This window comes from Mycobacterium sp. 141, from assembly GCF_000382405.1.
In the GTDB taxonomy this organism is placed as follows: Bacteria; Actinomycetota; Actinomycetes; order Mycobacteriales; family Mycobacteriaceae; genus Mycobacterium.
Genome location: NZ_KB908265.1, coordinates 68,983 through 82,618, shown reverse-complemented (window position 1 = coordinate 82,618; position 13,636 = coordinate 68,983). Strand labels below are relative to the sequence as shown.

General features: G+C 61.4%; 11 protein-coding genes. 1 reads left to right on the top strand and 10 read right to left on the bottom strand.

Features of this window, described 5'->3' with window-relative positions; all coding sequences use genetic code 11:
- Positions 1-101: 101 nt before the first annotated feature.
- Both H276_RS0115290 and H276_RS0115285 read right to left on the bottom strand, forming a co-directional pair.
- Positions 102-1,274, bottom strand: a complete 1,173-nt coding sequence (locus H276_RS0115290; protein ID WP_019972182.1) for a 3-dehydroquinate synthase II family protein — start codon at positions 1,272-1,274, stop codon at positions 102-104.
- A 40-nt stretch (positions 1,275-1,314) separates the two neighbouring features.
- Positions 1,315-2,154 carry a 2-amino-3,7-dideoxy-D-threo-hept-6-ulosonate synthase gene (locus tag H276_RS0115285; RefSeq protein WP_026357038.1) on the bottom strand — a complete coding sequence of 280 codons (840 nt, stop codon included), beginning with the start codon at positions 2,152-2,154 and terminating at the stop codon, positions 1,315-1,317.
- 404 nt (positions 2,155-2,558) lie between these two features.
- Between H276_RS0115285 and H276_RS0115280 the strand changes: the two genes are divergently transcribed.
- Complete coding sequence (locus H276_RS0115280; protein WP_019972180.1) at positions 2,559-3,416, top strand: glycosyltransferase family 2 protein; 858 nt, start codon at positions 2,559-2,561, stop codon at positions 3,414-3,416.
- Between the two features lie 323 nt (positions 3,417-3,739).
- On the opposite strand, the gene H276_RS23075 is transcribed toward H276_RS0115280, so the two are convergent.
- The 8 genes from H276_RS23075 to H276_RS0115240 all read right to left on the bottom strand — a co-directional run bounded on the left by H276_RS23075 (position 3,740) and on the right by H276_RS0115240 (position 13,600).
- Positions 3,740-5,914, bottom strand: a complete 2,175-nt coding sequence (locus H276_RS23075; RefSeq protein WP_155943116.1) for a hypothetical protein — start codon at positions 5,912-5,914, stop codon at positions 3,740-3,742.
- An 8-nt stretch (positions 5,915-5,922) separates the two neighbouring features.
- Complete coding sequence (locus H276_RS23070; RefSeq protein WP_019972178.1) at positions 5,923-7,188, bottom strand: glycosyltransferase family 2 protein; 1,266 nt, start codon at positions 7,186-7,188, stop codon at positions 5,923-5,925.
- A gap of 23 nt (positions 7,189-7,211) precedes the next feature.
- Positions 7,212-7,979, bottom strand: coding sequence for a family 16 glycosylhydrolase (locus H276_RS0115265; RefSeq protein WP_019972177.1), 768 nt, complete (start codon positions 7,977-7,979; stop codon positions 7,212-7,214).
- A 62-nt stretch (positions 7,980-8,041) separates the two neighbouring features.
- Positions 8,042-8,755: a DUF998 domain-containing protein gene (locus tag H276_RS0115260; RefSeq protein ID WP_019972176.1), complete on the bottom strand. Its 714-nt coding sequence runs from the start codon at positions 8,753-8,755 to the stop codon at positions 8,042-8,044.
- Positions 8,755-9,096 (bottom strand): hypothetical protein, encoded by a 342-nt coding sequence (locus H276_RS0115255; protein WP_155943115.1) that lies wholly within the window; start codon positions 9,094-9,096, stop codon positions 8,755-8,757. The genes H276_RS0115260 and H276_RS0115255 overlap by 1 nt, the downstream gene beginning before the upstream one ends.
- A gap of 21 nt (positions 9,097-9,117) precedes the next feature.
- Positions 9,118-10,074 carry a hypothetical protein gene (locus H276_RS24760; RefSeq protein ID WP_155943114.1) on the bottom strand — a complete coding sequence of 319 codons (957 nt, stop codon included), beginning with the start codon at positions 10,072-10,074 and terminating at the stop codon, positions 9,118-9,120.
- A 466-nt stretch (positions 10,075-10,540) separates the two neighbouring features.
- Positions 10,541-12,115: a hypothetical protein gene (locus H276_RS24755; RefSeq protein WP_019972173.1), complete on the bottom strand. Its 1,575-nt coding sequence runs from the start codon at positions 12,113-12,115 to the stop codon at positions 10,541-10,543.
- 297 nt (positions 12,116-12,412) lie between these two features.
- A complete protein-coding gene (locus tag H276_RS0115240; RefSeq protein WP_026357037.1) occupies positions 12,413-13,600 on the bottom strand; it encodes a 4-hydroxybenzoate 3-monooxygenase in 1,188 nt (395 codons plus the stop codon).
- Positions 13,601-13,636 lie beyond the last annotated feature (36 nt).

The window sequence follows — 13,636 nt, the reverse complement described above, 5'->3', positions numbered from 1 at the left end:
CGATGCCAAGCGCGCGGCTGCGTAACCGCGATGAGCTTACTGCGGCAGGTTTCGTAACAGTGTCTTTCATCGAGAGCGGAGCCGGTGTTGAATCGGTATTCTCACCGCTCGTCGCAGAACTCGGTGATGGGCAGACCGACGTGACGAGACTCGAGCGGTACGCAGCCGAGCAGGCGATCGCCAGCCTTGAGCTCGGTGACGTTGTTGACAGTTCCACCGGGGCCGAGCAACCGCACGTGCCAGTCGTCCTGTGTGATCACATTGACGGTGGCACCATCGGGCGCAGTCGCTGTGATGGAGAGCAACGGGCGACGCTCGATCTTCACCCTACCGATCCGTACCTCACGCGCGGTGCCGTCACTCCGCACGGCCAGGATCGGTTGCCCCGCCCGTAGTTCGGATACATAGCGGGTCCGGTTTCCCGGCACGAGCACATAAGAATGCACCGCGCCGGCGTTCCAGCGAAACGGCCTGGTGGGCATATAGGGCAGCGGATGGGTTTCGCTGCAGGACAGGAACATTCCGCTGGCGAAGGAGCCAATCAGGCATCCCTCGTCGGTGTCCAGCAGTGAACAAGTGTCGATGCAGGCACGGTCCCCCATTCCGATGTGTTCGACACCGGTGACTATGAGTTCGACGAGCGGGGCATCATCCAGACGATGCGAAACCACCCGGGCCAGGGTCGCCACATCGTCGGCTGCGGTCGGAGCGAGAAGCAGACCGTCAGAACCATGTTCAAGCACAAGCTTGACGATCTCTGCATCGGTGATGTCATTGACGACGGTAACCGTACGTCCGCCCGAATTCTCGGCGGCGGCAATGACAATCTCCAACGGGATTTTGGTGGGGTCGGTGAACGTAAGCACCGTCCAAGGCACCACGCGAACAGCGTCGCATGCCGACTGAAGGGTGCGGGCATCGGAGACGACCAGTTCGGTTCCGAGCTCGCCTTGCGCGGAGAGCCCCGGCTCAACGGCGGTCGCCCCGTTCATCAGGACCACATCGACTTCGAGCCGCGTCAGATCACCGGGCTCGATGACTTGATCTACGGCGAGCACGCGGCGAATCGTCGGCGGCAAATCGCTGAGCAGCATCGGATCGTCGGACACGATGCCATCGATCCGATGATGAATCGCGGCCTGAACAACAGCCTCTCGCAATTCTGCGGCTACCCCGCGCACGTCGATCCAGGCGAAGTGGTCTTCGCGCCGGTCCGGTCCGGTTCCTGCGGCAGGAGTGATGTTATCGGTGACGATTTCGGTTACGTCGGTCACGGGCAATCCTTGAAGGTGCTAGGAGAAAGCTGGAAACAGATCAGGCGGATTCGAGTTTGGCAGACAGCGTCCGCGCTGCGGGTCCGCGGCCGTCGTGAAGCTGACGGGACAATTCGGCGGCGACTCGATGAGGGTCGTGGGCGCCGAAGATCGATCGGCCGAAACTCAGCCCGGCCACTGAAGTCTCGGCGACCTCGGTGCCCAGTGCGATGGAGGCATCGTCATTCTCGCTTGCCGGCCCGCCAGCTACCAGGATCGGCAGTGGGCAGGAGTCGACCACGGCGTTCATGGCGTCGGGGCTACCCGCATAGTCCAGCTTGACGATATCTGCACCGAGATCGGTGGCAATGGCAGCCAGATGTGACAACGTGTCGACCAGTTCAGCGCGCGAGCCCATTTCCGGACCGCGGGCGTACATCATGGCCAGAAGCGGAATGCCCAAAGCTTCGCAGGCTGCGGACACCACACCAAGGTCGGTTAATTGTGTTGACTCAGTTGATGATCCGATGTTGACATGGACGCTGACCGCATCGGCTCCCAGCCGTAGACATTCCTCGACGGATCCTACGAGCACCTTACTGGTGCGGTCGAGTGCGAGTTCGGTTCCCGCGGACAGATGTATGACGAGACCCATCTCGGTGAAGTGCACCGGATTGATCGATCGAGCGCGACCCTTGTGCACTACGACCGCGTTAGCGCCGGCGGCGGCCAGCATGGCCGCGGTGCGATCGGCGTGGTCGGCTTTTCCGAGCGGACCGATCGTCACCGAGTGATCCATCGGGACCACCAGAGCGCGGCCACTGTGCGGACTGAATATGCGGGACAGGCGAATTCGCTTCCCCGTGTCGCCACGCCGACGCCAAGCGCGGTTCTCCAGCATGAGACTCTCCGATCCGAATACTACCCAGACAACCCGGCTAGGTTAGCCTAACCTCGGCTCCTCGTGGCAGCTACGTCCAGGAAACCCCAAGAATTAGCTGAAATCGCAAACTACCGGGCGACGCGCGCGAGATATATCGCCTGTCGCAAGCGTCGTGGGCGCTCCGTCAGACAGCAGGAGCGTTGGACTGCAGCGCAAACCACGCCACAGCCACTCAGCAAGGACTTGAGCCGAAGTCAAAAATGTGACGCTGGTCACGCACGCTGAGGTAGACCTTAAGATTTCCTGTGTCTCCATTACCGTGCTCGTCAGGATGGGGTTCAACAGAACTCCGTGACGTCTAGGGCTTCCGAAACAGCTTGTGTTTTGGTCCCGAACAATGCGAGAAAGCGACCAAATCTCCAGTGACTGAACTGGTTCCAGGCCGTCGCGACGGCCGATCTGACGACAAGTTTCTTGGATACGGCGCCAACGGTGGGATCGCCTCCCCCATATCTGACGGCGAGGCGCCCGGCGCGGGAGGCTCCGAGGAGCCCACCGTTACCGTCATCATTCCGACTCTCAACGAGTCACGCAATCTGCCCTATGTGGCCGAACGGATGCCCCCGGTGGAGCAGATCGTCGTGGTCGATGGTGGATCGACAGACGACACGATGGCAGTCGCGCGCGAACTATGGCCTGACGCAACCATATTGCATCAGACTCGGAGCGGCAAAGGCAACGCGTTGGCCTGCGGCTTCGAGGAGGCGACCGGCGACATTTTGGTGATGCTCGACGCGGACGGTTCCACCGATCCCGCTGAGATCCCGCTGTTCGTCGATGCTTTGGTGCGAGGTGCGGATCTCGCCAAAGGCAGCAGATTTAGCTCCGGCGGCGGGAGCGACGACATCACCAAGTTCCGCCGTCTCGGCAATTGGGGACTGAACTGGTTGGTCAACAGGATCTTTCAGACGTCATTCACCGATCTATGCTACGGATACAACGCTTTTTGGCGGCACGCGCTAGTGACTCTCGATTTGCCTGCCACAGATTTGACCGAACCGCAGTGGGGTGACGGGTTCGAGGTCGAAACGGTCATCAATGTCCGAATTGCCCGCAGCGGCTTGCTGATCAGTGAAGTTGGCAGCTTCGAAGGAAAACGAATCCACGGCCGCAGTAATCTCAATGCATTCAGTGACGGGTGGCGGGTGCTACGCACCATCGGCAGGGAAAGACGCGAACACAAGGCCGTTGGTAGCCGCATCTCGGTTGGTCCGCGCTGACGTTGCACGAAATGTAGCGACTCTCGAGTTCACCCGCGGCCACGCTGCCGCGGGTTTTCTCGCTGTTAGTGGACGTCCGGCGTCCAGAGTGTTTGCACTCTCGACCAATTCGATGGTGATGGTGGCGCCTCATCTGCGGGTTGAGCAACTCGACCTGCGCCCGAAACTACTTCCATGGCGGCGTTATCGAAGCAGTCGCCTACGTGCCGAACGAGCCGGGTGCGGCAGTGAGTTTGGTCAACCTCCAGGCTCGGCGTGCCCTGGATCCATCCAGGGCAGAAGGCGTCTGAGAGATCTCAGTCTGACCAGGGCCCGCTAGAACCCTATTCAGTCGCCTTCTCGGTCGTCTTCCACGGCGTCCACGTCCACTTGTCTATGTAGGAGGCGAAGCTCTTGTGCCGGAAGATCACGGTCTCACCGTTACGGTAGACCAACTCCCACCTTGTTGACTTGTACAAGTAGCTTTGGAACTCCGCCACGGCCTGTGGTCGAAACAGATCGTAATAGCGGATCGCGTTGTTGGATTGCGCACTGAACATGATATAGCTGTCGTACGGATGATGCCGTGCCGTCCATTCCACCCCGCTGAGCTGTTCCGCCGTTGGGAAGTCCGACTTTTTGCCGGGAACCTCCTGGTATTCAAATGGCTGATCATAGCTGGGATTGCGCAGCGTGAGGCGCACATATTGTTCACCGGTACGCGTCGGCAAGCCACCGGGACCCATTCTCATAATGCGGGTGCCGGGCTCGGCTGCCTTCGTGAGTGCATCCATGAGGGCGATTTGTTCACGGGTTTCCAAGAAGATCGGCCACAGAGAAACGTAAACATTGGCGTTCATGCCCGCGAGCGTGGCCAACGTAAGCCACGCGGTCGCTGCCCCTGTGGCGACGCGGTGTCCGCCCCCGGACCTGCCGATAGCCAACACCAGGACCGGCGCGATGAGAAGTGCAACTCCCAGGAGCCCGTAGAGGAATACGCGGAAGATAGCCTCACCGCCGTAACTCTGCCCCAATAGCAGCAGCAACGGTGAAAACGCGATGATGCACAGTGAGAGCACCGGCCGCCGGTGCCGGCGTAGCCATACCGCCGCCGCCGCCGCCGAGACGAACATGGCCGCAGACAGTGAACGGCACACCACTGAGGTAAACAACTTGGCTTGACTACTATCGGGACGATAGTTGCTCTCGGCATTTTGGAGTGGATTCGAACCCGAAAAAATACTGTAATCAGATAACGAATCCATGTTTCGAGCTACGAACAACCCGGCCATAAGTGCCATCACCACCAAAACCCACCACGGTTTGGCACGCTTGGTGATGACCAACAGCCCGCCGGTGAGCAACAGCCAGAATGGGGTCAACTGGTGAGTCGGGACTATGGCTGCAAACGGAATGAGCGCCAGTATTCCTGCGGTACGCGACTCGATGGATAACAAGAGCAGCGCCAGCACCCCGAACGCCAGGACGATTGTCCACGCCTGCGGCGCAAAATAGTCCTGGGCCACCCAGTTCAAGATTTCTACGATGAAGGCTGCGGTGAGAGCCACACGCCAGCCGGCCTTAAGCACCCGCGCAGCACTGAACACGATCAACGCGATGAGTATGTGCCAAATCGGCGTGCAAACATGCGCCAGCGTGATCGGCGCCAACCCGGTTATCTTGCTGAACCACGCCATGATCACGAAGAACCCGGGCCACGCTGCGTATATGTCAGTTTCGTAGGGTTGGATGGCGCCGTGGGTGACGATGTAGTCGACGATAGCAATGTGCTTGTACGACCAGTCGAGCAAGGGAACCTCGGTGCCCACAGCAGTTGTAAGCCGACCGACCACAATCACGGTTCCCAGCGCCAAAATCGCCGCAGGACGGTGTGCGGAACGAATCGCCAATACGAACGCGAACGCGCCCAGCACAATGGCGACGGCCAGTAAAGGACCGGTTCCGGAGAAGAGCAAACCGTACAGGCTGGCTTCGACACCCGGCAACCCAGGGATGCTGGCAGCCCACACCACCAGAGCCACAACACTTATCAGTATGGACGGATTGGTTAGTGCCGCGCGCCAAGGAATCGGAGGTAGCCGGACCTCGAATCGGCGGGGTCTGGGCCAGCTATTTTTCCGGTACCACAGCACACAACTGAGACCCACCGCGACTATGCAGAGAATAAGGATTCCACGCGGATGCCAGCGGTAAGACCATATTGCGCCGACGGTGATCATCGTGATCAACGACATACCCAGTACCGGGATCAGGCCTAGCCGTGCGCGCGCTGGGATGTTGACCCAGGTGAGCAGCGCTGCACCGGGCGCCAAGACAATGAATGCGGCCAGCAGCAGTCCGCGCACCGCCGCGGGAAGCGGCAGCAGAGCCGCGAGCCCCAAGACGGCGCCTACCGCCGCCACATCAGCGGGGCGGGAAGGCTTACGAGTGGTGCGAGACTGCTTCGGCAACACTGCCTGAACAGCATTTGCGACGGGGGCTTCGGGCGTCAATGTCATCGTCGTCCTCATTTCACAGCACCCTGCGACTGCGCCGGATGAATTTTGAGCGGTTCGGCTCGCCGGCCCTCCCGCCGACCGCGCCAAAGTGCCCATGGCCCACCAAGGACCGACAGGACTTCGGTGCTACCAACGCTGCTCGGTACCGCATGGTCAAATCCACTGCCCGCAGTGGCGATCGCACCGTATGCGGCTACGAACCGGGCCGTCGTGCTGAACCGCCGACGCGCCACCGCCAAAGCGCGACGCCGCTGCTCGCGATCAAGAGCGATCTTGGTCAGCCACGCGCCGAGGCCGACTCCGTACCCCTTGGCTTGCGCCATCAGTGCATCGGAATCGCTGCGATGCCGATGCCAAACAATAGCTGCAGGTTCGTTGATCAATGTGTGGCCTGCCGCGATCACGCGGTAGAACATGTCGATATCCTCGCCGCCCCGAGCCGCGGTACCCGCGCCCAGCGCTTCGTCGAATCCGCCGAGTTCGATGGCGTGGGTTCGCTTGACCGCGAAGTTCGCACCAGTACCGTACTGCCCTATTTGAAATGGGAAGAGCGGCAGATTCTCTGGCGGATCCGCGAGGCAGAAACGGCGCGGCTTCAGCGAGATTGCCCAGGAGACCCGCTGGTCAAAGTATGCTTGTGCCGCGGTACGCAATTCTCCGCTGGGCACCATACCGCACACACATACGGCGTCAGGATACGACGAGAATCCACGCAGAAGACCGTGCAACCAACGCGGGTCCACGGTGACATCGTCATCGGTGAACGCCACAATGTCATGGTTGGCAGCGCGCATTCCGGCGTTGCGCGCATTGGACAGTCCGGCGACGGGTTCTACGATTCGGCGTACTCGCGAGTCACCGAGTTCCTCGACAACCCGGGCGGTGCCATCGGTGGTAGCGGCATTGTCGACCACTACTACTTCGAAGTCCGGATAGTCCAGTGCCGTTATCGACGCCAACGCACGCGCAAGATCATCAGGCCGATCACGAGTACACAACACAACGGAAATGGGTTGCACGGCAATGTCGTCCGCCGAGCCATCGGCGGTCGGTATGTCAGGCACCGGCACCTTGGCGGTGCCTTCGACGATGTCACTCTCAACGAATGCCACTGGGTCCAAGCCATGTCGCAGCAGAATCCGGGCCCGTCGATAATTCTCGGCGTATAGCGGTTCGACGATCACGTACCCTCTGGCGACGTCGTCGCGGTCGATATCGAGCCAGCCGATCCACCGAGTGTGGGGTCCGCCGTCGCAATCGCCTGTCTTGGGCATGGCTGGTGGAATAACACGAGCAGTCATCGCGTGGTCACCCGTACCCAATCGACGAGCATGGTGGTCGGGAAAGTGGTGTCGTCTGCCGAGCCCGGCCAATCGCCACCAATGGCGAGGTTGAGCAGGAGATAAAATGGTGCATCGAACACCCAGGTGGCGCCCGGCTTCAAGTTGAACGGCGTGATGATGGCCAGGGTGACGTTGTCCACGCCGGTCACAATGCGTTCAGGAGTGCGGTCCACCCAGTAGGTGTGGAACTGACCCGCCAACGGGAACGGCGCCGGTCCTGTTGCCGAGATCTCTTGTCCGCGAACTGAACCCCCGTCCGGGGCGTGCACACCGGTGTGGTATTCGGAGGCGTCATTCAGGGTTTCGATGACATCGATCTCACCGGCGGCCGGCCATCCGACCGCATTGATATTGGCGCCCAGCAGCCAGAAGGCCGGATGCACTCCGGTGCCAGCAGGCAATGCAATACGTGCCGCAGCCCGACCCGTGGTAAAGGCGAACGATGGTGCGGTGGTCAGGCGTCCGGACACAATACGGTTTCCGTCGCGGCGGGCGGTTATGGCGAGGTGACCGGCACCATCCAGACCGACGGTGCTTGGATCGGCAGTGTAAATCTGTGCTTCGTTGTTGCCCCAGCCGCCACCACCGGTATCGATATGCCAGGCCGGCCCAGGCAAAGTACCTGCAGGTCCGTCAAAGTCGTCGGAGAACAAAATACTCTCCTGCGGGTCAGGGTCGGCCCAGCTGACGATGCTCGGCAACATGCATCCGATCAGCAGCATCGACGATGCCACCACGGCAATGCGCCTCGCGAGGCGCAGGCACCCTCCCGGTCTTCGGAGTCTCATTTCGCTGTGACCTCATCGGCGCTGTCGATCCGCGCTGCGTGACGAGGTACTGATGCTTCCGGCCTGTTGGAATCTTGTGTGTCATCGCCGGTGCGGCTGCGATCGAACCAGCTCAACACGATAAGCGACACAAACACTGAATAAACCACCAGGCGGTCGACGCCTCCTTGTCCTAGGCTCAGGGTGGATCCACCCAGGTAGGCGAAGTATCCGACGATCGCGACGAGACCCGCGATGGTAGCGAAATAGCGTGCCTTTGGCGGCAACTCGGTTGAGCTGCTCGATCCAATAAGGAAAATAGCGACAGCACCCAGGACCATGAAAATTATCATTGCGCCGGAATGTGCTGGACCATCTTGTTTTTCGGTGACAACACCCGCGTAGCCGAGGCCTACTCCGGCTGCTGCCAGCAGAATACAGTGCGGATAGGTGACAGCCTTACGCACAGCCCAGGACAGCGCCACGGCAACCACAGCCAATCCCGCGATCACCAGGGCAACGTTCATGACCGGATAAAGCCGGCTACAGGGCCAGTTGCCTTCTGGTCCGCAGAACGGCACACCCAGTGCACCGATACCGATGGTTCGGTATCCGTAGTAGCCACGCCAGGTTGCCGAAACCACCCACTCAGCAATGAAGAAGAGCAGGGTGGTCAACGCCGCAATGAAGGCAAAATTCCGGTGGTTCAGTGCATTTCGAATTCTGCTCATCAGAAGAGATCCTTTCGGGACGAGCCGGTGGCCAAAAATTGGATCAGCCCGATGACAACCCCGGCAGTGGTGAGCGCAGATCCGCCGACAAACGTCAACGCGCAGCTGGGTATCCGGCGGCACTGCCACAAGCCCGAGGCAGGGATCCTTGCGATGTCTCCGCGTTCCTTGGCCGGCACAGAACCGATCGCGTTGAGTAGCAGCGCCCGCTGTGCAACGGCGAAACCGCGCGCCACGATATTCAAAGCGATGTCTTGGGCGCAGGCGTGCACCTGATGCGCAGGGCTCATGGAAACGACGACTCCGGAGGCGGGAAGTGGGCGCGACAGCACGCGCTGCATTTTGAGCAAGGCTAGCCTAACCTATTTGGCGACTAAGTTGTGCATTCGCGTTCCGATCGAGGTCAACGCCGTGCTGATCTGGTCGACATCGAAGACGTTGTCGTGGAACTCAGCCGTCAAACACAGGTTGCCCGATGTCCACGTCGAGGTGACGGTGACTCCCTCGGCACACATCGGATCGCTGGCGACCAGCGTGCGGGCCGCGGCGCGATCGGTGAACGGCCAGCGATGGGTCACCGCGCGCATGACATTGGAGTGCAGGAGTCGAACGCGAGGACGCAGCGGATGCGGTTCGGCGATCTCAGAGCGACTCCGCCGCGCCTTCATGGAGCTGACCAGAAGGTTGGCGACGGGCCGACCGCTGCTGGCGGACCGATTTATATCTGCCTGCAGCTGGACGGGACCACGACCACCGCCGATCTCGAAATCAAGACCGGCCGAAGCCGAGGCGAGGGTGCCCGGGCGCGTGCCCAGGTATCGACGAACGTCGAACGGTATCTTCACGATGTCGTCGACCTCCAAACCGACACCTACCAGACTTTCCCATAGGGCATACGTGCACAAGGCCATCAGGCTGACGCCCGGCATGGTCGTATCGCGGCGCCGCCGTAGTTCGGCGACGAATTCCGCTGGAAATCCTACGAAGTGGGTGGCGGACGATCCGGTGAAGCGCGGAGTACTCGAATCGACTCCGGTATACGGCACCGCGCGGCGCGGTCGCTGCCGGTAGAGGCTGAGCAGTTCCGCCACGCGCCGCGGATCGGAACCGAAGGTTCGCAATCCTGCACTGAGCAGCGGCAGCGAAGGGTATCGGTACTGCCGCGGGAACTCCAGGTCCTGCGGGGCGACAACGCCCAGCAACACGTCGACCAGCGTACGGATGAACTGGACGTCGCCCAGGCCGTGGTTGAAGTCGATGGCCAGGTGATCGCCGGCGCGCAGCACACGAATACCGTCGCCACACCCGTGTGTCCGCATTGCCCGGACCCGTGCAATTAATCGCGTGGGCTCGGCCTCCGGAGGCAACGGATCGGTACTGGTGATGACATCAGCTCCATCCACCCGAATTATGGGCCAGCGGTTGGTGTTTGACGCAGGCTGCAGGCAAAGCCTGGCGGGCGGTCCGAGATCGGCCAGCGCATTGTAGCGGTCGATGATATCGCTCAATGGCGGCAGCTCAAGTGGTCCGATCAGGACAGTGCAGCGACGCAGACTGTGTTCAGTGTCCAGGGCGGCGACGCGAACCCGCTTGACGGCTTCACTAGGACTCATCAGGTTGGTCATGATGAGTCGGTCATAGCCAGTGGCAGACCTGAACAAATTGGCGCTCCGATGGCGACGATCAATGGGTATTACCGAGATGCAAGCGGTTTCACCGCGAATTCCGAACTGGGGTGGCCCCCCGGTTGTTTGGTCGAGGGGCCACCCCGTCATCGATCCGGCGTTACTCGTTGCCCCCGGACTTGCCGCTGGCCGATTCGGAGCCGGTCTTGGCACTCCGAGCCTTGGCCTTTCCGGCCTTATCCGCAGACTTGGTGGAGTCCGACTTGGCACCGGTCTTAACGCTGCCGGACTTCGTGCTGTCCGACTTGGCGCTATCCGACTTGGCGGCATCAGACTTCGCGGAATCCGACTTGGCACGGGTCTTAACGCTGCCGGACTTCGTGCTGTCCGACTTGGCGCTATCGGACTTCGCGGAATCCGACTTCGCGGAATCCGACTTGGCGGCGTCAGACTTGGCGGCATCAGACTTCGCGGAATCCGACTTGGCGGCATCAGACTTCGCGGCGTCAGTGCTGTTGGTGTCGGAGGTGTCCGACGCACCGACGGCACTCTTGGTGGTATCGCCGGCCTTTGTCTCGTCGACCTTTGTCTCGTCGACCGCTGTGGTGTTCACGGCAGGAGCCGCCGAGTCGGCCGCCTTTGCCACGTCGGCGTCAGCCGCGGCCTTGCTCGGGACCAGCGCCTTCAAGCTGGCAGCCAACTTAGAAGGTGCCGCACTCGTGGAGGCCTCGGCGGGGTCGACATCCAACGTCACCAACTTGTCGGATGCGGGGAGGGCTGTCGAAGCGGCATCCGTACTGGCAGTCTGAGTCTGCTCGGTGGACTGCTCAATCGGAGCAGTCAGCCCCCAGGTGAGGTTCCTTGGAACCGTGAACAACAGCGTCTCGAGGGTGCCATCCTTGGTGAGCAGGCCCGGCCAGCCGCCAACGCCCGGGTCAAAGCTGGCGGATGGGGCATAGCCTTCGAAGTAGGCGCGGAGGACCTTGGTCGGCAGATTGACAAGACCGCTACTCACGGTCTCCCAATCCTCGTCGTTCGCTGCCGCCACGACCTCATCGAGAGCTTCGGTGAGCTGGAAGGTAGCACCGATCACCGGGGTCAAGATCGCCTGCGAGTACATGGTCAGGGCGTCGCTGCCGAACAGTGCCTCGTACGTCCTTGCGAGCCTGGGTGCACCCAGAGTGTCGAGAATGTCACTCGGAATGGCGGCAACGGTTTGCATGTTCCAGCCAGCGCTAGAGCCCAGGCTGAACAGAGCCCACCAGTTGAACTCGGCGTACGCCTCGGTGAACTCGCCGTTGGCGAGATGCGTTGCGACAGACTCCAATACTCCCGGCAGCTGCTCCAACCCACCGCCTGCCGAGTCTCCGGATATTAAGCCCGAGAGAGTGCTTTGCAGAAAGTCACTGATGGCGGTGCCATATCCGGGCAGATCGGCGGCGACCTGCTGCCAGCCGTCAGTGTTGGTCAGCGCCGTTTGCAGCTCGGCGAGGATATCCGGACTCCCGTCCGCGACCTCCAGCGCCAATGTCGGATATAGCGTGGGGATCAGGTCGAGACCGTACTGCACGTGCCCTGCAGCCGTCTCCAGCGTGCTCTGCAAAAGGGAGAATGGCCCCTCGGCTGCGGACAGCTGGACGGCACGGTTCTGAATCTCGGTCAAGGTCGGTGCCAGCTGCGCTGACGGCGTGATGGCCATGACGGACGCACCGGCCACCGCGACGCCGGCAAGCATGACTCGTCGACCTAGTGGATTGACCGGTGTCGAGCGAGGCGAAAAATATCGATCCGCATGATCGGTAATAGCGAGCTCCATGGTTCTCCTGTGGAGTGGCGTGAATGTGTATGGGGACGGCCAGCCGTGAACCGGCCGTGCGAAGATTAGCTGAGCCTATCCTTAATTTCAACACCTACCTGATTTGCCAACGCTGCACTCATCCGCACTATCTGACAAAATCCTGTACGGACTTTGCGGGCGTTTTAGGAGCTGTCCTGCAGTTCTGCCCGTGAGCGGACTTGTTGCCGATCCAACCTACGGATAGCGCCAGGGCGTCGGGAACGGCAGCCCGAAGTACACCTCGGCCATGGCCTCCTGCTCGGCTGCCGAATGTGTCCAGCGCTGCAGCCTGGCCCGCCGCAACTGCCAGTCCACCGGGTCGTCGGTGAACCGATGCAGCGTCGTGGTCAGCGCGGCCGAAAAGGCTTGGGCCTGCCAGATTCTGGGCAGTGCGACCGAGCTGTAGTCGTCAAGATGATCACGCCGACCAGTCCGATAGAACGCACTCAGGGCGTGAGATAGCACGCATGCGTCGGACATTGCCAAGTTGAGCCCCTTGGCACCGGTGGGCGGGACGATATGCGCAGCATCACCGAGCAGGAACAACGAGCCGTACTGCATGGGCTCGGTGACCACGCTGCGCAGCGGCGCCAGGCTACGTTCGATGATCTCGCCGGTCTCAAGCGGAGGCCAGTCATCGCTTTCGCTGCGTCGCTGCAGCTCCTTCCAGATTCGATCGTCACTCCACTCGGCCAGCGTCGTCCCGGGCGGCACCTGCAGATACTGCCGAGTGATGTCCGGCCCACGCATGCTGTGCAGGGAGAGTCCGTCGGGGTGAGCGCAGTACATGCCCTCGGCGGTTACCGGGGTGGTGTGCGCGAGGATGCCAAGCCAGGACGCAGGATAGCTTCGGTGGTACCGAGCGAGCGCCTGCGGAGGTGGCAACGTGGCCGAAATCCCGTGAGAGCCATCGCAACCCGCGACAAAATCACACCGCAACCGGTGCACCTGGCCATCGGCACGGTAGTGCACCACCGGGCAGTTGGTGTCGATACCTTCGACGGTGACCTCGGATGCCTCGAACACCAGGGGGCGCCCAGTGCTGACCCGAGCGTCGATGAGATCCCGCACGATCTCAGCCTGACCGTAGACGTAGCTGTGCCGGCCGCAATGTTGGTGCAGATTCAGGCGATGCGTGCGACGGTCGAATCGGATGAAGAATCCGTCGTGCACCAGGGCGCGCTCGGCAAGCCGGCCCCCCACACCGATGTCGGTGAGCAGGTCGACGGTGACCTGCTCGAGCACACCTGCGCGGACACGCCCCTGCACGTAGTCACGCGACCGGTTCTCGAGCACGACGGAGTCGATACCCTGCAGATGCAGCATCTGGGCCAGTGCTAATCCAGCGGGTCCGGCGCCGACTACGGCGACCTGGGTGCGCAACGGTCTCCCTGATTCTGTTCGTTGGGTCTTGACGCA